Origin of the sequence: Buchananella sp. 14KM1171, assembly GCF_041380365.1 — a bacterium.
Classification (GTDB): domain Bacteria; phylum Actinomycetota; class Actinomycetes; order Actinomycetales; family Actinomycetaceae; genus Buchananella; species Buchananella felis.
In genome coordinates, this window is sequence record NZ_CP159981.1 from 820,242 (window position 1) to 839,889 (window position 19,648).

The following is a 19,648-nucleotide window of genomic DNA, read 5'->3' on the forward strand; positions in this document are numbered from 1 at the left end:
CCGGCCACCGCCTCTATCTGCTACCAGCTCAGCCCTGTTCAGGAACGCCCGGTGTAGTTGGGGGCCTCCACGGTGATCTGGACGTCGTGCGGGTGGCTTTCCTTCAGGCCAGCGGCCGTGATGCGCACAAAGCGACCGTTGTTCTTCAGCTCGGTGATGGTGCGCGCGCCGGTGTAGAACATCGACTGCTGCAGGCCGCCGACCAGCTGGTTCATCACGGCGCTGAGGGAGCCGGAGTAGGGCACCTGGCCCTCGATGCCCTCGGGCACGATCTTGTCGTCGCTGTCCACGTCGGCCTGGAAGTAGCGGTCCTTGGAGTAGGACTTGCGGCCGCGCGAGCTCATGGCCCCCAGGGAGCCCATGCCGCGGTACTGCTTGTACTGCTTGCCGTTGGTGAACACGAGCTGGCCCGGGGACTCCTCGCAGCCGGCCAGCAGGGAGCCGACCATGACGGCGTCGGCGCCGGCCACCAGGGCCTTGGCGATGTCACCGGAGTACTGCAGGCCACCGTCCGCAATCAGCGGCACGCCAGCCGGCTTGCAGGCCATGGCCGCCAGCTGGATGGCGGTGATCTGGGGAACGCCCACACCCGCCACCACGCGGGTGGTGCAGATGGAGCCCGGCCCCACGCCCACCTTCACGCCGTCAGCTCCGGCGTCGATGAGGGCCTGCGCACCTTCGGTGGTGGCGACGTTACCGCCGATCACCTGCACGCCGGCGAACTCCGGGTCAGACTTAATGCGAGAAATCATCTCGAGCGCCAGCTTGGCACCACCGTTGGCGGTGTCCACCACCAGCACGTCCACGCCGGCGTCACGCAGCGCCGTGGCGCGCTCCCAGGTGTCACCCCAGTAGCCCACCGCAGCGCCGACCAGCAGACGCCCGTCGGCGTCCTTCGAGGCGTTGGGGTACTGCTCGGTCTTAACAAAGTCCTTTACCGTAATCAGACCCTGCAAGCGGCCATCGTCGTCCACGATAGGCAGCTTCTCCACGCGGTTCTTAGCCAGCAGCTGCTTGGCCTCCTCGCGGTCGATGCCAACGTGGCCGGTCACCAGCGGCATGGGGGTCATGCACTCGCGCACCTGCGTGGTGCCCCAGGTCTCCGGCGGCACGAAGCGCAGATCGCGGTTGGTGATGATGCCAACCAGGATGCCCGACTCGTCTACGACCGGCAGGCCGGAGACTCGGTAGTGGCCGCACAGTGCGTCCAGCTCGGCGATTGATGCCTCCGGCCGCACCGTGACGGGGTCGTTGACCATGCCGGACTCCGAGCGCTTGACCTGGCGCACCTGCTGGGCCTGCTCTTCGATGGAGAGATTGCGGTGCAGAATGCCGATGCCGCCCTGGCGGGCCATGGCGATTGCCATGCGGGCTTCGGTCACGGTATCCATGGCTGCGGAGAGCATGGGAATGTTGAGTTCGATCTCCCGGGTCAGCCGCGTGCGCGTGGAGACCTCAGAGGGGATCACATCGGTGAGCTCCGGCAGGAGCAGGACGTCGTCATACGTTAGGCCAGTTAGCGGCTCCAGGGCCGCACGGAAATCGATGCTCACCACAGCGATTCTAGCGCCGCCCTCCCGCCCCAATCGCCCGCTGCGGGCGTGGCAATCGGCACGTATGGCCGCCCGGCGGGGCGGCTTTTTTCGCTATATCACGCCGTTCCTGGAAGCAGCCTGGGAAGAACTTGCAACTTTGCTGCAATTTTGAAATTACGGCGATTTCGTTGGTAAGTTCGAGGCAGTGAATCTGTCGATTGGAGTGAATATGGCTGAGTTGACCCGCCTGCCTGGTCCCGCCCTGGACGCCTGGGACTGGCAATTCGAAGGAGCCTGCCAAGGTATGGACTCCTCCCTGTTTTTCCACCCGGACGGCGAGCGCGGCATGTCCCGCCGCCGCCGCATCGCCGGCGCCAAGGCGATCTGCGGCACCTGCCCCGTGATGATGGAATGCCGCGAGCACTCCATCCAGGCCCGCGAGCCCTACGGGGTGTGGGGCGGCCTGTCTGAGGACGAGCGCGCCCTGCTGATCTCCCAGCGCCAGCGCCGCAGCGCCTGATAGGGGCACGACGCTCCGCCGGCCGCGCGCTACCGCTTGGCCGCCCGGCGCACCGGCCCAAGCGGGCGGGAAGTACAAAAGGTTGTGGCGGGCACCTAGAAGGTGCCCGCCACAACCTTTATCTATGAGCCGTTGGCTCAGCGCTCCACGACGGCCAGCAGGTCGCGGACGGAGATGATCAGGTACTCCTCACCGCCGTACTTGACCTCGGTGCCGCCGTACTTGGAGTAGATGACCAGGTCACCAACGGCGACGTCGACGGGAACGCGGTTGCCCTTGTCGTCAACGCGACCCGGGCCAACGGCCACGACCTCGCCCTCCTGGGGCTTCTCCTTGGCGGTGTCCGGGATGTGCAGACCGGAGGCGGTGGTCTGCTCAGCAGCGTGGGCCTTGATGACCACGCGGTCCTCGAGCGGCTTCAAAGTAACCGACATGCAGGTTCTCCTAGCTTGAGTGATCTACAAAGTCTGTAGGCCGCCGTCGCGGGGGCCGGCCTGCACGCAGCGCCTAGGCGCCACGGACTCAGATTAGGGCGGGGCTGGCACTCGGTCAAGGTGAGTGCCAACCGGGCGGCGCCAATGCGCTCTCAGCGCATTTTGCGGGGGCCCACTCAGCCACCGGCGCGCCGCGCCGCTCTGAAAGAATGTCGCCATGGTTGAGCTTCATCCCGCGCTTTTCACCGCCACCGGCCAGGCCCTGCTGGCGCAGCTGCCGCAGTACACGGGGGCCGGCGCGGCGGGGTTGAACAAGAAGTTGCGCGAGCGCGGCCTGGAGCCGGCCCTGGTGGCGAGCCTGCTCACCCAGTCGCGCCTGCGGGCGGCGGCGGCCACCAAGTTCGGCCCGTTTGCAGACCGCCTGCTGCTGACCTCGGACGCCCTGCAGCAGGCCACGCGCCTGAGTGTGGCCGCGCACCACGCGCAGCGCTTTGCCGCCGCCGGCGCCACGCACGTGGCGGACCTGGGCTGTGGCATCGGGGCCGACTCCCTGGCTCTGGCCGCCCGGGGGCTGCAGGTGACCGCGGTGGAGCGCGATGAGGTCACCGCCGCCTGCGCCACGGTGAACCTGGCCCTGTTCCCGTCGGCCCGGGTGCTGCACGCGGACGCCACCGCACTGGACCTGGCCGCGCTGGGGGCGGACGCGCTCTTTGCCGACCCGGCCCGCCGCCGGCCAGGCGGCGGGCGCCTGAGCCGCCCCGAGGACTGGTCCCCCTCCCTATCCACCGTGTTTTCGTGGCGCCGGCACGTCCCGGCCCTGGGCGTGAAGGTGGCCCCCGGCATAGACCTATCCCTGCTGCCCGCCGACTCCCACGTGCAGTGGGCCAGCGTGGACGGCGAGGTGGTGGAGGCCGCCATCTGGTGCGGCCCCCTGGCCCTGGAAGGCCCCGGCCGCAGCGCGCTGGTGATCCGGGACGGCGCCGCCCACGTGCTCAGCGAGGCCGGCGACCCCAGCCGCCCCCACGAGCAGCTAGAGCCCACCGCGCTCGGCGAGTACCTGTTCGAGCCCGACGGCGCCGTCATCCGCGCCGGCCTGATCCCCCAGATCGCCGCCAGCCTGGACGCCGCCCCCATCTCCCCCGCCATCGCCTACCTGACCGGCCCCAGCCTCCCGGCCGGAGTGGACGACGCTGCCGCCCCGCCCCCGGCCCCCGCAGGCCGCAGCGAGGAGCGGGCCGAGGAGAAGGAACGTGGGGCGGCGACGTCGGCCACCCCAAGCGCGCCGGAGGGCGGCGCGGAGAAGGCTGCGGAGGGGGCGGCGGCGCAGGGGGCGTCGGCCAGCCCGTTCTACCGCTCCTACCGGATGCTGGAGGTGCTGCCGCTCAAGGCGGCGGCGATCTCCAAGTGGGCCAAGGCAAACGATGTTGGCGCGCTGGAGATCAAGAAGCGCGGCGCGGACCTGGACCCGGCCACGCTGCGGGCGGCGGCCAAGCTGCGCGGGTCCGGGGCTGCCACGCTCATCGCTACGCGCGTGGAGGGGCGCCACCGGGCCATCGTGGTGGAACCGCTCGGCTAGGGGCGGCTAGCGCGGCTGCGGCCAAATCTGGCTAGCGCGGCTGCGGATTAGGGCGGGTGAGGCGGCGCACCAGCTGGCCGGCCCCCTCCCCCACCAACGCCGGGGCAAGAAAACCGGCGGCGTAGACCGCGACGGCGTCGGGCTGGTCCAGCAGGAAGCCGTAAACCGCAGCCACCGTCACCGACAAGGCCACGGCCGCCACGATCGGGCGCAGCACGCCCCAACCGAAGCGGTAGGACTCCACCAGGCAGCACAGGAACGCGGCCAGCGGGGCGGCGGCCAACAGGGCGGACAGGCCCTTGGAGTCACCGACCATCTGAGCGAACCCGTCCACCCAGCGCAGCGCGGCGGTGTAGGCGGCAACGAACATGACGCCCGCCAGCAGGGCGGGCCAGGAGAGGCGGGCGCTCACGACGCACCCCAGGCGACCAGGCTCCACAGGGAGACGGCGAGAACGAACAGGGCGGGGATGCCCACCCCGAACAGCACCAGCAGCGCCACGGCCTTGACCGTGAAGGGGCGCGGCTCAACAGACCGAGACGAAGTGACCATGGTCACATTCAATCATGCTTGGGGTGGGGCGGGGGGGGGGGACGGCTTGCCGCGCGCCGTCCCGCGCGCCCCTGGGGCGTCCGTCAGCGCGCGGGCCGTCGTTGCTACGGCAGCAGGCTGGCCTGGGAGAGCGGCAGGGAGGAGTCCGGGGCGAAGTCGGCCGGGCTGGGCTCCACGCCCGCGCGGGCCAGGATGGAGCCGAGCGCGGCGATCTGGGCGCCGTTGTCCGTGCAGTACTTCAGCGGCGGGAAGCGCACCTCCACGCCGTACTTCTCCTGACCGGCCTTGAGCAGCTCGCGCAGGCGGGAGTTGGCGGAGAAGCCGCCGCCCACGATCAGCGCCGGGGCGGCGAAGGCCTTGACGGCGGCGAAGGCCTTGTCCACCAGGACTTCGTTGACGGCCTCTGAGAAGCCGGCGCAAATGTCCTGCACAGGCAGCTCCTGCCCCTTGGCCTCCAGGGCCTCGATGTGGCGGGCCACGGCGGTCTTCAGGCCGGAGAAGGAAAAGTCGTAGGGGTGGGCGGCCACGTGCTTGCCGGTGGACAGGCCACGCGGGAAGCGGATGGCTTGCTTGTCGCCCTCGCGGGCCAGGCGGTCCACGTGCGGGCCACCCGGGTAGGGCAGGCCAAGCAGGCGGCCCACCTTGTCGAAGGCCTCACCGGCAGCGTCGTCCAAGGTGCCGCCCAACTCCACGATGTCGCGGGCCATATCCTTCAAGTGCAGCAGGTTGGTATGGCCGCCGGAAACGATCAAACCGATAGAGCCGGGCGGGATTTCGCCGTCCACCAGCTCGTCCACGGCCAGGTGGCCCAGCACGTGGTTCACGCCGTACAGCGGCTTGTCCAGGGCGAGGGCCAGGGCCTTGGCGGCGCACACGCCCACGGTGAGGGAACCGATCAGGCCGGGGCCGGCGGCCACCGCGATGGCGTCCACGTCCGCCAGGCTCACCCCGGCCCGCTCCAGGGCCTCGTTCAGGGTGGGCTCGATGGCCTCCAGGTGGGCGCGGGAGGCGATCTCCGGGATGATGCCGCCATAGCGGGCGTGCTCCTCCATGGAGGTGGCGGTGACGTCGGCCAGCAGGGTGCGACCGCGCACCAGGGCGATACCCGTCTCGTCGCAGGTGGATTCAATGCCAAGGATCAAGGGTTCCACACCCTCCAGCCTAGCGCTGTCCAGCCTCCCCGGAAAAACGCCGGGGCGGCGGGCCCGCTCACGCGAACCCGCCGCCCCTGACGCGGCATTCCAGCTCAGACGCGCACGCCGGCCCAGCGGGCGCGGCCCAGCTCGCGGTTGAGCATGGAGATGGTCTCCAGCGGCACGGACTTGGGGCAGACCGCGGCGCACTCACCAATGTTGGTGCAGCCACCGAAGCCTTCCTCGTCGTGCTGGTTCAGCATGGACACCACGCGGGCCATACGCTCCGGCTTGCCCTGCGGCAGCAGACCCAGGTGGGTGATCTTCGCTGCCGTGAAGAGCATGGCGGAGGCGTTGGGGCACGCGGCCACGCAGGCACCGCAACCGATGCACGCGGCGGCCTCGAAGGAGCGCTCGGCGTGCGGCTTGGGCACCGGGGTGGCGTGCGCGTCCGGCGCGGCACCCGTGTTGACGGAAATGTAGCCACCGGCGCGGATGATCCGGTCGAAGGCGGTGCGGTCAACCACCAGGTCCTTGATGATCGGGAACGCGGTGGAACGCCATGGCTCGATCGTGATGGTGTCGCCGTCGTTGAAGGAGCGCATGTGCAGCTGGCAGGTGGTGGTGCGCAGCGGGCCGTGGGCCAAACCGTCGATCACCACACCACACTGGCCACAAATGCCCTCGCGGCAGTCGGAGTCGAATGCGATCGGCTCCTCGCCCTTCGCAAACAGCTCCTCGTTGAGTACATCCAGCATCTCCAGGAAGGACATGTGGTCAGAGATGCCCTTGAGCTGGTACTCGTGGATGGCGCCCTTGGCGTCCGGGCCGTTCTGTCGCCAGATTCGAAGGTTGATGTTCACTTGTAGCTCCGCTGCTTCATCTCGACGTACTCGTAAACGAGGTCTTCCTTGTGCAAGATGGGCGCCTGCCCGTCGCCGCCAAACTCCCAGGCCGCCACGTAGGCGAACTGGTCGTCGTGACGCATGGCCTCGCCTTCCTCAGTCTGGGACTCGGTCCGGAAGTGGCCACCGCAGGACTCGCGGCGGTGCAGGGCGTCGATGCACATGAGCTCGCCCAGCTCCAGGAAGTCGGCCACGCGGCCGGCCTTCTCCAGGGACTGGTTGAGCTGGTTGCCGGTGCCCGGCACGCGCACGTTGCGCCAGAACTCCTCGCGCAGGGCGCGGATCTGGCCGATCGCCTTCTTCAGGCCCTCCTCGTCGCGGGCCATACCGCAGTACTCCCACATGATGTGGCCCAGCTCCTTGTGGAAGGAGTCCACGGAGCGCTCGCCGTTGATGGACAGGAGCTTGTCGAAACGCTCCTGGGCGTCGCGCAGCGTGGCAACGACCTCCGGGTGGGACTCGTCGATCTTCTCGAACGGGCCGTCGGCCAGGTAGTCGTTGATCGTGTTGGGCAACACGAAGTAGCCGTCGGCCAGGCCCTGCATGAGGGCGGAGGCACCCAGGCGGTTGGCGCCGTGGTCGGAGAAGTTGGCTTCACCGGTCACGTACAGGCCGGGGATGGTGGACTGCAGGTCGTAGTCCACCCACAGGCCACCCATGGTGTAGTGAACCGCCGGGAAGATGCGCATGGGCACCTCGTAGGGGTTCTCACCGGTGATCTGCTGGTACATGTCGAACAGGTTGCCGTACTTGGCGCTGACCGCGTCGCGGCCCAGGCGCTCGATGGCGTCGGCGAAGTCCAGGTACACGCCCAGGCCACCGGGGCCAACGCCGCGGCCCTCGTCGCACATGTTCTTGGCCTGGCGGGAGGCGATGTCACGCGGCACCAGGTTTCCGAACGCGGGGTAGATGCGCTCCAGGTAGTAGTCGCGGTCCTCTTCGGCGATGTCGCGCGGGTCCTTGGAGCAGTCCTCGGCCTTCTTGGGCACCCAGATGCGGCCGTCGTTACGCAGGGACTCACTCATCAGGGTGAGCTTGGACTGGTAGTCGCCGGAGACGGGGATACAGGTGGGGTGGATCTGCGTGAAGCAGGGGTTGCCGAAGTAGGCGCCCTTGCGGTGCGCACGCCAGATGGCGGTGCCGTTGCAGCCCATCGCGTTGGTGGACAGGAAGAAGACGTTGCCGTAGCCACCGGTGGCCAGCACCACGGCGTCGGCCAGGTGCGTCTCGATCTCGCCGGTGACCATGTTGCGGGCAACGATGCCGCGGGCGCGGCCGTCCACCACGATCAGGTCCACCATCTCGTGGCGCTTGTACTCCTTGACGGTGCCGGCATTCACCTGGCGCTCCAGGGCCTGGTAGGCGCCGATCAACAGCTGCTGGCCCGTCTGGCCACGAGCGTAGAAGGTGCGGGAGACCTGCACGCCACCAAAGGAGCGGTTGTCCAGCAGACCACCGTACTCGCGGGCGAAGGGCACGCCCTGGGCCACGCACTGGTCGATGATGGCGGCGGAGACCTCAGCCAGGCGGTAGACGTTGGACTCGCGGGCGCGGAAGTCGCCACCCTTGACCGTGTCGTAGAACAGGCGGTAGACGGAGTCGTTGTCGTTGCGGTAGTTCTTCGCGGCGTTGATACCACCCTGCGCGGCGATGGAGTGCGCGCGGCGGGCGGAGTCCTGGTAGAAGAAGGCCTTGACGTTGTAGCCCATCTCGCCCAGGGAGGCAGCGGCGGCGCCGCCGGCCAGGCCGGTGCCGACCATGATCACGGAGAGCTTGCGGCGGTTGGTGGGGTTGACCAGGCGCGCGTCGAACTTGCGCTTGCTCCAACGCTCGGCCAGCGGGCCGGTGGGGCACTTGCCGTCCACCAGGGCCTCGCCCTCGCGGTACAGGCCGTCGATCAGTTCTTCAGTCACGTCTAACCTCACTTAATAAAGCCAAGCAGGATGGCGGTGGGGGGAGCCATGAAGCCGACCAGGATGCCCAGGGCGGCCAGGGAGGCGACCAGCTTGGTGCCGTCGAGGGTGGACTTGCGCACCCACCCCATGGACTGCATGGCGCTCCACACGCCGTGCCAGATGTGCAGGCTCAGGGCCAGGATGGCGATGAAGTAGATGACCCAGACCCACCAGAGCTGGAAGGCCATGACCATGCGGTCGTAGGGGCCCACTCCCTCTGCCAGGTAGTCGCCGCCCCACTGGATGTGCAGCGTGGTGAACTGCAGGATGTGGGCGACGATGAACAGGGCCAGCACCACGCCGCCCCAACGCATGGTCAGGTGGGCGTAGCGGGAGGCCGGGGAGGCAGAGATGGACTTCTTCACCACGTAGCGGTCACGTCCGCGCGCCTTGGCACCCAGGTGCCACATCTTGAAGGCGGCGTAGAAGTGGACCACGAGTGCCAGCAGCAGCAGGGCCCGGAAGGCGTAGAGGAACCAGCCCGGCGGGATCATGTGCGGCAGCGGGTCGCGCAACCAGTGGGCGTACCCGTCAAATGCCTCTTCGCCGAGGAACATCTTCAGGTTGCCGTAGGAGTGCATCAGGATGAAGAAGATGAACAGGAAGCCGGTGACGGCCATCGTGCGCTTGAGCGCGACGTTGGTGCGTCCGGCGGTACGGGGAGTTACTTTCTTGGCCACGTGCCGAACGCTACCGAGCCGCCGCGTGCCCTATTAGGACTTATGGCGCACCCGGGCGAGGTTTGGGAGTTTTTGGCTAGATTGCTGGGTTTTGGGGCCAGACGCCGCCCCTGCCTTTAGTCAGAAAGAGCCGGTGTGAAGCGAATTAGGACACGATTTTAGTTACCGGCCCGTCCGGTAATGGCTCGCCCCCTTTGTGCGGCCCGTTAGGCCCGGCTCGCTGCCCTGCCTGCGCGGCGGCCTGTGTCCCCTTGGTTGGGCGCCGTACCGGCCTTCTTTGGTGTCCGACGTCGCCGCCCCACCGCCCCGCGAGCGCGCCCGACCCGCAACCGGCCGGTGCGCTCCTCAGCTGGTGCTCACCGCAGCGCGGGCGGCTTCGAAAGCACTCACGCAGGCGCGAACGTCGTCCTCGCTGTGCGCGGCGGAGAGCTGGACGCGGATGCGGGCCTTGCCGCGCGGCACCACGGGGAAGGAGAAGGCGGTGACGTAGACGCCCAGCTCCAGCATCTTGGCGGCGATCTGGCCGGCCAGGCGGGCGCCGTCCTCGCCGGGGAACATGACGGCGTGGATCGGGTGGCTGCCCAGCAGCACCTCAAAGCCGGCCTGCTCCATCAGGCCACGGAACAAGGCGGCCATCTTCTCCAGGTGGTCGCGTTCAGCGTCGGCCCCCGCCGCCAGGCGCAAGGCCTCGCGGGAGCCGGCCACGATCGCCGGGGCGAGGGTGTTAGAGAACAGGTAGGGGCGGGCCTTTTGCCGCAGCATGTCGATCACTGCGGCCGGGCCGGCCACGTAGCCGCCGCTGGCCCCTCCCAGCGCCTTGCCGAGGGTGCCGGTCAGGATGTCCACGCGCTCCTCCACCCCGAACAGGGCGGCGGTGCCGCGCCCGCCGGGGCCCACGAAACCGGTGGCGTGGGAGTCGTCCACCAGCACCAGCGCCTCGAACTCCTCGGCCAGGTCGCAGATGCCGGGCAGCGGGGCGTAGGAGCCGTCCATGGAGAACACGCCGTCGGTCACGATCACGACCTGCCGCGCTTCCCCGGCGCGCGCGGCCTCCAGCTGGGCGCGCAGGTCCGCCAGATCGGCGTTGCGGTAGCGGAAGCGGGCGGCCTTGCACAGGCGGATGCCGTCGATCAGGGAGGCGTGGTTGAGCTCGTCGGACACGATCGCGTCCCCCGCCCCGAACAGCGCCTCGAACACGCCGCCGTTGGCGTCGAAGCAGGAGGAGAACAGGATCGCGTCTTCCTTACCCAGGAACGCGGCGATCTCCCGCTCCAGGGCGCGGTGCTGGTCCTGGGTGCCGCAGATGAAGCGGACGGAGGACAGGCCAAAGCCCCACCTATCCAGCGCCTCCTTGGCGGCCTGCGCGGGGCGCGGGTCCCCGGCCAGGCCCAGGTAGTTGTTGGCACAGAAGTTCAGCGCCTGCCCAGCGGCCGTCTCCACGCGCGGGCCCTGCTTGCCCAGGATCTCGCGCTCGGACTTGTAGAGCCCGGCGGCCCGGATCTGCTCCAGCGCCTGCTCCAGCTGCGGGGTGAGGGTGTCCACTGTTTTCTCCTGTGCTCGTTTCGGGTGGCGGGGGCGGGCGGTGCCCGCGCCTGGGTGCGGCTAGGCGTTCCTTAGCGCTCCCAGTCGATGATTACCTTTCCGGCACTCCCGGAGGCGGCCACCTGGAAGGCGGCTTCCCATTCCTCGGGGGCAAAGCGGTGGGTGATGATGGAGCGCACCGTTTCCCGCAGGCGGGCCGAGGTCTGCATCATGTAGGTGGCTAGATACCAGGTGTCGAACATTTCGCGCCCGTAGATTCCCTTGATGGTGAGCATCGAGGTGATCACCTTGCCCCACTCCACCGGGAAGGGGCCCTTGGGCAGCCCCAGCAGGGAGATGGTGGCGCCGTGGGTGCAGGAATCGATCAGCGTAGACAGGCCACCCGGTGCCCCGGACATCTCCAGGCCCGCGTCGAAGCCCTCGCGGATATCCAGGGCGGTCATCACGCTGGCCAGCGAATCGGTGGTGATGTCCACGGCAGCGTCGGCCCCGGCGCGGCGCGCCAGCTCCAGGCGATCTGCCTGCATGTCTGTGATAACGATGTTGCGGGCGCCGGCGTGCTTGGCCAGGGCCACGCACATAACCCCAATTGGTCCCGCGCCGGTGATGAGCACGTCCTGGCCGGTCAGCTCCAGCGGCTGGCAGGAGTGCACGGCGTTACCCAGCGGGTCAAAGAGGGCGCCCAGCTCTACATCGATTTCCTCCGGCTGCACCCACACGTTGCGGGCCGGCACCACCACGTAGTCGGCGAATCCGCCGTCCCGGTTCACGCCGATGCCGATGGTGCGGATGCACATGTGGCGCCGTCCGGCCCGGCAGTTGCGGCAGCGCCCGCACACGATGTGCCCCTCGACGCTGACGCGCTGGCCCACGTGCAACTCGTCCGGGCCGTAGCCCTCCACCACACCCGGGCCCACCTCCACGATCTGCCCGCAGAACTCGTGCCCGAGGGTCTGCGGTGGGGTGAGGGAGCCGGGCGCGCCGCCGTCCCAGTTGTAGAGGTGGACGTCCGTGCCGCACAGGCCGGCGCGCTGCACGCGGATCTTGACCTCCCCGTAGCCGACCATCGGTTCGGGGATCTCGCACAGCTCCAGCCCCGGGGCCGGCGCAGTTTTGCGGAGGGCACGCACTTACGTCTCCTTTGACAGTTGGCTCTGCAACGTCGGCAGCGAGGCCAGGTTCACTTTGCGCAGTCCCATTTTGCCCCGCTCCGCTTGCCGTGCGCGCCGATTTTGGGGCGTTGGTAGTTGTCTACGTGTTGCTGGCTGGGCCGGTGGTTGCGGCCAGTCCCGCGCTTTGTGGCCTCGTGGGCGACGCTGCCGCCGGCCACCCCTCCCACTGTGCACGCCACTGCTCCCCGGCCCCGCCGCGCCGCCGCAAGCAGGACGCGCCAGACACCCCGCGCGCACTCGTAGGCGCCCTGCCCCTGCTGGGCTCTAGAGCGGCTTTTCCATCACCAACGCGTCGTCCGTGGGCAGACGGTAGTAGCGCCTCCGCACCGCGATCTGCGTAAAGCCGCGCGACGCGTAGAGACGCTGGGCCGCCTGGTTCTGGGAGCGCACCTCCAGCAGCACGCGCACCGACCCGGCCGCCCGCGCGGCCTCCAGCAGCGCGTCCAGCAAGCGCCCGGCCTGGCCCTTGCCCTGCCAGGGCGGCAGCACCCCAATGGTCATCAGCTCGGCGTCCTCACACAGAGAGATCCCGCCAAAGCCCCACAGGGTCTCGCCCTCCACCAGGCCCAGGTAGGTGCGGTCGGGGTTGGCCAGCTCGCTCTCGAAGGCTCCTGGTCCCCAGGCCTCGGCCCCGAACAGCAGCTGGTCCATCACGGCCAGCGCGTCGGCGTCCTGCGCCTCCAGCGGCACTATCTCCAGGGAGCTACTCACTGGCCGTGGATGTCCGGGCGGCGCAGGTAGGCCGGCTCCAGGCTACCCACGGTGCCCGCCGCGTAGCGGGCGGCGGCCAGGCGCGCGAAGGCACCTGCCTCCAGCTGCCCGGCCTGCTCCCCGCGCGCCTCCAGGGCCTGGTCGTAGAGGCCCACGCCCGGGCCGGTCACCCCGGCCACGCCCGCGCCCTCACCGGCCAGCCAGGCCCGCACGGCAGCAGGGGTCTCCACCGCCAGCTCGTGCACGCGGGCAACGTCGTCCCCGTCCGCCCGGTAGGTGGCCCAGTAGACCTCGCGGCGCCGCCCGTCGGTGGCCACCAGCACCTCCCCGTCCGCCCCGCCGGCGAAGGCCTGGGCGGCCAGCACGTCCAGCGGGCACACGCCGGTCACCGGCACCCCGGCGGCGCTGGCCAGCAGCCTGGCCGTGACGATCCCGGCGCGCAGACCCGTGTAGGGGGCGGGGCCCGTACCGACGACCACGAGGTCGACGTCGGCCAACTTGGTACCGGCCTCAGCAAGCACCTGGCGTACCAGCGGGGAGAGGGACTCTGCGTGCTGGCGGGCGCTGGCGTTAGCGGCCTGGGCGAGCACGCTGGCGCGCCCGCCATCCACGTCCACCAGCGCGGCCAGAGAACCGGCAGAGGAATCGATCACCAAAACGCGCATCACGCCTCCAAAACCGAGAAATCGACGTTCTCCCAACGCGGACCAAAGCCGCGCAGCCGCACGAAGCGGGAGCTGGCCAGCGGCTCCGCCTCCGCGTCGGCGCCCGCGTCCTCGGCGCCCGCGCCGCCTTCACCGTTCTCGCCGCTCTCACTGCCCGACGCGGCGCCCCGCCCGCCGTCCTCGCCCAGGTCCAATCCGCCCTCGGGGCGCGAGAGGGTGATCTCCAGGCGCGAGTCGGCCAGGGACTCCACCTTGCCGCTGCCCCACTCCACCACGGTGACGGACTCGTACAGGGTGGCGTCCAGGTCCAGGGTCTCCAGGTCGTCCAGGGAGGTGATCCGGTAGGCGTCCACGTGCACCAGCGGGGTGGGGCCGGGGTGGACGCGGGCGATGATGAAGGTGGGGGAAGAGACGCGCCCGCGCACCCCCAGCGCCTGCCCCAGACCCTGGGTCAGCGTGGTCTTGCCGGCCCCCAGCGGGCCGGAGAGCACCAGCAGGTCGCCCGGGCGGGCCAGCCGCGCCAGGCGGGCCCCGAAGGCGCGCGTGGCCTGGGCGTCCGCCAGCTCTACGGGTCCGTATTCGTTCACTCTTCCTCCTCCACGCGCGGCACGCGCGCCCCCACGCGGGTCACGATCTCGTAGCCAATGGTGCCGCACGCGGCGGCCCAGTCATCGGCGCTCGGGGCGGGGGCGGCGCCAAACAGCACCACCTCATCCCCCGGGACGGCCGGGGGCTCTTCGCCTAAAACCGGCCCCAGGTCTATCACGAACTGGTCCATGCACACCCGGCCCACCTGCTGGCGCAGCGCGCCTGCCGCCCACACGTGTACGGCATTGCTAGCGTGGCGCGGCACCCCGTCGGCATAGCCCAGCGGAACCGTACCCAGCCACCGCTCGGTGGGGGCCTGCCAGGTGCCACCGTAGCTGACGGGCGTGCCCGCCGTGACGCGGCTGACCTGGAGCAGCGGGGCTCGCAGGCTCATCGCGGGCCGCAGCTGGGCGCTCACCTGGCGCCACCGCCGCGCGGCCTCAGCCAGCGCACCGGCCGGGGCGGCAGCGTCGTCCAGCCCGGCGTACTCCTCCTCCCAGTGCGCGTTGGGGGCCAGGCCGTACAGGGAGATGCCCAGGCGGACGCGCTCGAAGGCGTAGTGCGGGTAGTAGATCGCGCCGGAGGTGGCCAGGGCGTGCCGGACGGCGGCCGGGAAGTGGGCGCGCACGCGCTCGGCGCAGGCGGTGAAGCTCTCCAACTGGGCGCGCGTGGCGGCGACGGCGCCGGGTTGCGGGGAGTCGGCGCGGGCCAGGTGGGTCCACACGCCGCGCACGCCCACCAGGCCCTCTCCCGCCAGCGACCGCGCCTCGGTCAGGGCGTCGTCTAGCTGCTCGGGGCGGAAGCCGGCGCGGGTCATGCCGGTGTCCACCTGGATGTGCACGCGGGCCGGTAGGCCGGTGGCGCGGGCGGCGGCGGCCACGGCCCGCCACTGCCAGGGGGCGGAGACGGTCAGGTCCACCCCGGCGCGCACGGCAGCGGAGAGGTCCGTGCCGGGGGCGTAAATCCAGGCGAGCATGGAGCCGTCGGCGGGCAGCGGGCAGCCGGTCTCCTCCAGGCGCTGGAGCAGTTCGAGCGCCTCGCTGAGCTGCGCCACGGCCAGGTGCTTGACGCCCGCGCGCAGCATGGCGGCGGCAACGATCGCGCCGCCGTGCCCGTAGGCGTCGGCCTTTACCACGGCGACGGGCTGCGCGCCCGGGGTCAGGCCGGCCAGCAGCGCCAGGTTGTGGCGCAGGGCGGGCAGGCTGATGAGGGCGCGGCCGGGGAATGCGGGCGCGACGGTCATGGGGTCATTCTTCCACGCCCGCGCCGGGACGAGATTTGCGGTGCCGCGCGCCACGCCGCCGCACGCCCTGCCCGCCCGGGGATGGCCGACGTTCCACCCGCCGCCTTGCTCGGCACGCCGCCCGGCGGAGGGGCCGGGTGGGCGGCCAGCAACTCGGCCAGGGTGGCGGGCAGTTGCCGGGCCACGGCCAGGGCCCGCAGGGGACCGCCCGGGTTGGTCTGCGCGGCGGCGCGGGCGTGCACGTGGGCGGCCAGGGCTGAAAGGCAGGCCAGCTCGGATTGGGCGGCGGCCGGGTCGCTGGCGCAGAGCTGGCTCAGGTGCTCGCCGCGAGCGCTGAGGAGAGCGCCCAGCAGACCGGAGAGCACGTCTCCGGCCCCGGCTGTGGCCAGCCAGGCCGGCGCGCCGGTGGCGGTGAGCAGGCTGCCGTGCGGGGGCGCCACGACGGTGACCGCCCCCTTCAGGAGCACCACCGCCCCGGTCAGCTGCGCGGCCCGGCGCGCCCAGTGGGCGGGGCGGGCCTCCACCTCGGCGCGGTCCGGCACGGCACCGGGCAGGCGGGCCAGCAGCTGGGCCAGCTCGCCGGCGTGCGGGGTGAGCACCGTCAGCGGCGGCAGTGGGATGGACGACGCCCCCTCCACCGCCCCCAGCCCGGTGGCGTCGATTACCAGCGGCAGGCAGTCGGCGCGGGCCGCCTCGATGAGGCGGCCGGCGGCGGGCAGCTCGGCGGCGCTCAGGCCCGGGCCCAGCACGCGCGCCTGGACGCGCCCCTCGCCGGGCACGGCCTCGGGGCAGGCGGCCAGCACGGCCTGCGCGGCCTGGGGCTGCGCGGAGTGAGGTTGCTCGGGGTCGGCCTGTGCTGGGCGGGGCTGTGCTGGGCGGGGCTGCGCGGGGTGGTTCTGCTCCGTGGTGCCGGGCAGCAGGCGCAGCATTCCCACCCCCGCCTCCACGGCGGCGGTGGCGGCCAGCACCGCCGCGCCCGGGTAATCGCGCGAGCCGGCCAGCAGTCCCAGCACGCCCCGGGTGTACTTGTGGGCCCGGGCGGGCGGGACGGGCCAGTGGGCGCGCACGTCGGAGTCCTCCACGCGCAGCACCGCCGGGACGGCGTGGGCGGGACCGGAAGCGGCGGGGGCGGGGCCCGCATCGGCCGGGGCGGCCGATGCGGGGAAGAGCTCGGGCAACACCAGCTCCACGCGTCCACATAGGTGCGCCGCGGGCGGCAGCAGCAGGCCCGCCTTGGCCGAGCCAATCGTGACGGTGAGCGTCGCTGGCAGCGCGGGCCCGTGCACCTCCCCGCTGTCCGGGCAGATCCCGGAGGGAAGGTCCACGGCCACCACGGCGGGCCCCGCCCGCAACGCCTTCTGGGGAGCGCCACTTGACCACTCCACGGCCTGCGCGCTCGGCCCAGCTTCCCCAGCGGGCAGCGGCCGCGCGTTGGCCGCCCACTCGCTTTCCCCGCAGGCCCCCGGCAGCAAATGCAACAGCTTCTCCACCCAACTGCGGGCCGGGCCGCGCAGGGCGCTGCCCGGCCCTCGCCCCACGCCCGTGCCGGTCAGCGCGTCCACCAGCACATCTGCGCTCGCGGCCCACTCGGCCAACTCCGCGCTCACCTCGGCCTCCAGCCGCACCCCGGCGCGCAGGGCCTCTTGCAGTGCGCGCGGGTGGGCCCGCCAACCGGTGCCCAGCACCGCAGGCGCCTGCCCATTCGCGTCCTGCCCGGTCGCCGCCGACTTGCGCGCCCCATCCGGCCCCGACACCTGCGGCCGGCTGAACCCAGCCGGCCCCGGCGCCTTCGGCCGGCTGAACCCAGCCGGCCCCGGCGCCTTCGGCCCGCAGAGCCCATCCAGCGCAGTCGCCTGCGGCGCGTCCCCGCCTTGTTCCGGGGCCTCCCGGCGCGCCACCGCGCGCACCTCCACCCCGCCCCTGGCCAGCAAGGCCGCCGCGTAGAGCCCATCGCCCCCGTTGTCGCCCGCGCCCGCCAGCACCAGCACGCGCGCCCCGTACACGCCCCGCCCACGTGCCCGGATCTCCCCGCGCACAGCCCGGGCCACGTGGGCCGCAGCCTGCCGCATCCAGTGGTCTGGCGGCGCGGCCGCCACCAGCGCGGCCTCCGCCGCCCGCACGTCCCCGGCCAGGTGGGCGGCCTTCATTTCTGGGCCACCACCACGGCCACGGCCATGCCGCCGTCGTGGGACAGGGTGAGCAGCAGGTCCGTAATGCCGCGTTGCTCGCAGGCCGCAGCTACGGTGCCGGTCAGGCGGAACGTCGGCGGCGTATTGCCCCCGCCAACCACCTCGCAGTCATGCCAGCGCAGGCCGGGGGGCGCGCCCAGCACCTTGGCCAAGGCCTCCTTGGCGGCGAAGCGGGCGGCCCGGGAGGCGGGCTTTCCCTCCAGTTCTGCGGGGGTGAGCAGGCGCTGGCCCAGGCGTGGGGAGCGGGCCAGGGCGCGCTCGAACCGGTCCACGTCCACGATGTCCACTCCCAGGCCCACGATCATGGCCGCAGCCTACCCCTCCCCCACTTTGCCCACCCGCTTGTTGCCCGCTCCCGCCCGCGCGTGTTGTTCAATACTCTGCGTGAGTTCTAGCCCGGCAGTCACGCCGTTCACCGAGTTCAGCCGCGACCAGTGGAGCGCGCTGGCAGAGGCCACCCCCCTGCCGCTCACGGACGCCGACCTGCGCCGCCTGTCCTCCCTGGGCGACCCGATCGGGCTGGACGAGGTCGACGCCATCTACCGCCCCCTCTCCGCCCTCCTGCAGCTCTACGTGGCCGCGAAGCGGGACCTGAACGAGCGTTCGCGCCACTTCCTGGGCCGTGGCGGGCGCCCCACCCCGTTCGTGATCGCGGTGGCAGGTTCGGTGGCCGTGGGCAAGTCCACCACGGCGCGCCTCCTGCGGGAGATGATGGCGCGCTGGCCCGCCACCCCACGCGTGGAACTCGTGACCACCGACGGTTTCCTGCTGCCCAACGCCGAGCTGGAACGCCGCGAGCTGATGCACCGCAAGGGATTCCCCGAATCCTATGACCGCCGCGCCCTGCTGCGTTTTATGTCCGACGTTAAGTCCGGCCGCCCCGTCGTTTCGGCCCCCGTGTATTCCCACGTGGTCTACGACATCGTGCCCGGCCAGGAGCAGACCATCGAGTCTCCCGACGTGCTGATCGTGGAGGGCCTGAACGTGCTCCAGCCTGCCCGCGCCACCCAGCAGGGCACCTTCCACCTTGCCGTGAGCGACTTCTTCGACTTCTCCATCTATGTCGACGCCCGCCCGGAGCACATCGAGAACTGGTACATCGAGCGCTTCCTGGCCCTGCGCACCACGGCCTTTTCCCGCCGGGACTCCTACTTCCGCAACTACGCGCACCTGAGCGACGAGGAGGCGGTGCAGCACGCCCAGCGGATCTGGCGCACCATCAACCTGCCCAACCTGGTGCAGAACGTGGCGCCCACGCGGGGGCGGGCCAACCTGATCCTGTCCAAGGGGGCGGATCACTCCATCCAGCGGCTCCTGCTGCGCAAACCCTAGCGGGTGCGCCGGCGGGCGGTACGCCTGGCGCTAGGGCGCGCGTTGCGCCGATCCTTACGCTCCTTGCGCAGGGCCCGCAGGTGGTCCAGGCGGGTGGGCTGCACGGCCACGGCCTCGGCCACGTCGATGGCCGCGAGCGCCGCGGGGGTGAGCTGCTGTCCCTCCGGGGAGCGGCGAGCAAAGGCGCGCCCCACCAGGGCCACCAGCTTGTCCACGAGCATCCCCACCAGCACACCCACGCAGATGCCCACGAAGATGCCCAGCAGCGGGTTGTGGTGCAGGAACGCACCCACGCCCGAGCCGATCAGGATTCCCACCCCGGCCCACACGAAGCCCGCCAGGGCGGCGGTGGCAACGAAGCGGCGGCGCGGGAACTCGGTGGCCCCGGAGACCAGGTTGACGGCCACGCGGCCGATCGGGATGAAGCGCGCAGAGAGGATGTAGAGCGTGCCGCGCTTGGCCAGCGCCTTGCGGGCGTAGTCCAGGGCGGCGGTGCCGCGCGGGCCGCGCATGAACCAGATCCGCTCCAGCGGGATCTTGCGGCCCAGGTGGTAGACGATCACGTCACCGGTGAAGGCGCCGATCGCGGCGACCGGGAAGAGCAGCCACAGCGACGGGAAGCCGTGGGAGGCGTTGAGCACCGCGAAGCCGATGACCACGGACTCGCTGGGCACGGCCGGGAACACGCCGTCCACCACGCAGAGAACGTACAGCGCGGCCATCGCCCAGGGGGTTGCCCCCAGGTCCAGCAGCATCGCTTCCAACCAGTGCATTTCGCCTCCTTCGACCCTGCAAAGGTAGCCCACTTTCGCACCCGCGCCCGTCGTCCCCAAGGGTGAGAAGTGCGCGGCGTTGCCCTCCGCGAGGACCCCGCCGCAAACGCTCCCCTCCCCTCCGTTGGGCCCACTCGCTTCGG

At 71.0% G+C, this 19,648-nt stretch carries 20 protein-coding genes; 3 read left to right on the forward strand and 17 right to left on the reverse strand.

Annotated elements, in window-relative coordinates; genetic code table 11:
• Positions 1-38 precede the first annotated feature (38 nt).
• Positions 39-1,553 carry an IMP dehydrogenase gene (gene guaB / locus ABYF38_RS03210; protein ID WP_371152696.1) on the reverse strand — a complete coding sequence of 505 codons (1,515 nt, stop codon included), beginning with the start codon at positions 1,551-1,553 and terminating at the stop codon, positions 39-41.
• A gap of 211 nt (positions 1,554-1,764) precedes the next feature.
• Between guaB and ABYF38_RS03215 the strand changes: the two genes are divergently transcribed.
• Positions 1,765-2,055, forward strand: a complete 291-nt coding sequence (locus ABYF38_RS03215; protein WP_371152698.1) for a WhiB family transcriptional regulator — start codon at positions 1,765-1,767, stop codon at positions 2,053-2,055.
• 137 nt (positions 2,056-2,192) lie between these two features.
• On the opposite strand, the gene groES is transcribed toward ABYF38_RS03215, so the two are convergent.
• Positions 2,193-2,489, reverse strand: coding sequence for a co-chaperone GroES (gene groES, locus ABYF38_RS03220; protein WP_371152700.1), 297 nt, complete (start codon positions 2,487-2,489; stop codon positions 2,193-2,195).
• A 217-nt stretch (positions 2,490-2,706) separates the two neighbouring features.
• On the opposite strand from groES, the gene ABYF38_RS03225 reads away from it, so the two are divergent.
• Positions 2,707-4,065: a THUMP-like domain-containing protein gene (locus ABYF38_RS03225; protein WP_371152701.1), complete on the forward strand. Its 1,359-nt coding sequence runs from the start codon at positions 2,707-2,709 to the stop codon at positions 4,063-4,065.
• Positions 4,066-4,096: 31 nt separating this feature from the next.
• Here the strand turns inward: ABYF38_RS03225 and ABYF38_RS03230 are convergent, their stop codons facing one another.
• The 14 genes from ABYF38_RS03230 to ABYF38_RS03295 all read right to left on the reverse strand — a co-directional run bounded on the left by ABYF38_RS03230 (position 4,097) and on the right by ABYF38_RS03295 (position 17,705).
• Positions 4,097-4,477, reverse strand: a complete 381-nt coding sequence (locus tag ABYF38_RS03230; protein WP_371152702.1) for a hypothetical protein — start codon at positions 4,475-4,477, stop codon at positions 4,097-4,099.
• Positions 4,474-4,617 carry a hypothetical protein gene (locus tag ABYF38_RS03235; RefSeq protein WP_371152703.1) on the reverse strand — a complete coding sequence of 48 codons (144 nt, stop codon included), beginning with the start codon at positions 4,615-4,617 and terminating at the stop codon, positions 4,474-4,476. The genes ABYF38_RS03230 and ABYF38_RS03235 overlap by 4 nt, the downstream gene beginning before the upstream one ends.
• Before the next feature lie 104 nt (positions 4,618-4,721).
• Positions 4,722-5,768, reverse strand: a complete 1,047-nt coding sequence (tsaD, locus tag ABYF38_RS03240) for a tRNA (adenosine(37)-N6)-threonylcarbamoyltransferase complex transferase subunit TsaD (RefSeq protein ID WP_371152704.1) — start codon at positions 5,766-5,768, stop codon at positions 4,722-4,724.
• 95 nt (positions 5,769-5,863) lie between these two features.
• Complete coding sequence (locus ABYF38_RS03245; RefSeq protein ID WP_371152706.1) at positions 5,864-6,613, reverse strand: succinate dehydrogenase/fumarate reductase iron-sulfur subunit; 750 nt, start codon at positions 6,611-6,613, stop codon at positions 5,864-5,866.
• A complete protein-coding gene (locus tag ABYF38_RS03250) occupies positions 6,610-8,568 on the reverse strand; it encodes a fumarate reductase/succinate dehydrogenase flavoprotein subunit (RefSeq protein WP_371152707.1) in 1,959 nt (652 codons plus the stop codon). Before ABYF38_RS03250 ends, ABYF38_RS03245 begins: the two co-directional genes overlap by 4 nt.
• Before the next feature lie 8 nt (positions 8,569-8,576).
• Positions 8,577-9,290 (reverse strand): succinate dehydrogenase cytochrome b subunit, encoded by a 714-nt coding sequence (locus tag ABYF38_RS03255; RefSeq protein WP_371152708.1) that lies wholly within the window; start codon positions 9,288-9,290, stop codon positions 8,577-8,579.
• A 345-nt stretch (positions 9,291-9,635) separates the two neighbouring features.
• On the reverse strand, positions 9,636-10,832 hold the full coding sequence (locus ABYF38_RS03260) for a glycine C-acetyltransferase (RefSeq protein WP_371152710.1): 1,197 nt from the start codon (positions 10,830-10,832) through the stop codon (positions 9,636-9,638).
• A 71-nt stretch (positions 10,833-10,903) separates the two neighbouring features.
• Positions 10,904-11,962 carry an L-threonine 3-dehydrogenase gene (tdh, locus tag ABYF38_RS03265; protein WP_371152711.1) on the reverse strand — a complete coding sequence of 353 codons (1,059 nt, stop codon included), beginning with the start codon at positions 11,960-11,962 and terminating at the stop codon, positions 10,904-10,906.
• A 306-nt stretch (positions 11,963-12,268) separates the two neighbouring features.
• Positions 12,269-12,715, reverse strand: a complete 447-nt coding sequence (gene rimI / locus ABYF38_RS03270; protein WP_371152712.1) for a ribosomal protein S18-alanine N-acetyltransferase — start codon at positions 12,713-12,715, stop codon at positions 12,269-12,271.
• Complete coding sequence (gene tsaB / locus ABYF38_RS03275; RefSeq protein ID WP_371152713.1) at positions 12,712-13,380, reverse strand: tRNA (adenosine(37)-N6)-threonylcarbamoyltransferase complex dimerization subunit type 1 TsaB; 669 nt, start codon at positions 13,378-13,380, stop codon at positions 12,712-12,714. Before tsaB ends, rimI begins: the two co-directional genes overlap by 4 nt.
• Complete coding sequence (gene tsaE, locus ABYF38_RS03280; RefSeq protein ID WP_371152714.1) at positions 13,380-13,967, reverse strand: tRNA (adenosine(37)-N6)-threonylcarbamoyltransferase complex ATPase subunit type 1 TsaE; 588 nt, start codon at positions 13,965-13,967, stop codon at positions 13,380-13,382. Before tsaE ends, tsaB begins: the two co-directional genes overlap by 1 nt.
• Positions 13,964-15,211, reverse strand: a complete 1,248-nt coding sequence (locus ABYF38_RS03285) for an alanine racemase (RefSeq protein WP_371152715.1) — start codon at positions 15,209-15,211, stop codon at positions 13,964-13,966. The genes tsaE and ABYF38_RS03285 overlap by 4 nt, the downstream gene beginning before the upstream one ends.
• A complete protein-coding gene (locus ABYF38_RS03290) occupies positions 15,208-17,358 on the reverse strand; it encodes a bifunctional ADP-dependent NAD(P)H-hydrate dehydratase/NAD(P)H-hydrate epimerase (protein ID WP_371152716.1) in 2,151 nt (716 codons plus the stop codon). The genes ABYF38_RS03285 and ABYF38_RS03290 overlap by 4 nt, the downstream gene beginning before the upstream one ends.
• Complete coding sequence (locus ABYF38_RS03295) at positions 17,355-17,705, reverse strand: holo-ACP synthase (RefSeq protein ID WP_371152717.1); 351 nt, start codon at positions 17,703-17,705, stop codon at positions 17,355-17,357. The genes ABYF38_RS03290 and ABYF38_RS03295 overlap by 4 nt, the downstream gene beginning before the upstream one ends.
• A gap of 79 nt (positions 17,706-17,784) precedes the next feature.
• Here ABYF38_RS03295 and coaA point away from each other — a divergent pair, with 79 nt between their 5' ends.
• On the forward strand, positions 17,785-18,732 hold the full coding sequence (gene coaA, locus ABYF38_RS03300; RefSeq protein WP_371152719.1) for a type I pantothenate kinase: 948 nt from the start codon (positions 17,785-17,787) through the stop codon (positions 18,730-18,732).
• On the opposite strand, the gene ABYF38_RS03305 is transcribed toward coaA, so the two are convergent.
• Positions 18,729-19,505, reverse strand: coding sequence for a DedA family protein (locus ABYF38_RS03305; RefSeq protein ID WP_371152720.1), 777 nt, complete (start codon positions 19,503-19,505; stop codon positions 18,729-18,731). The genes coaA and ABYF38_RS03305 overlap by 4 nt on opposite strands.
• Positions 19,506-19,648 lie beyond the last annotated feature (143 nt).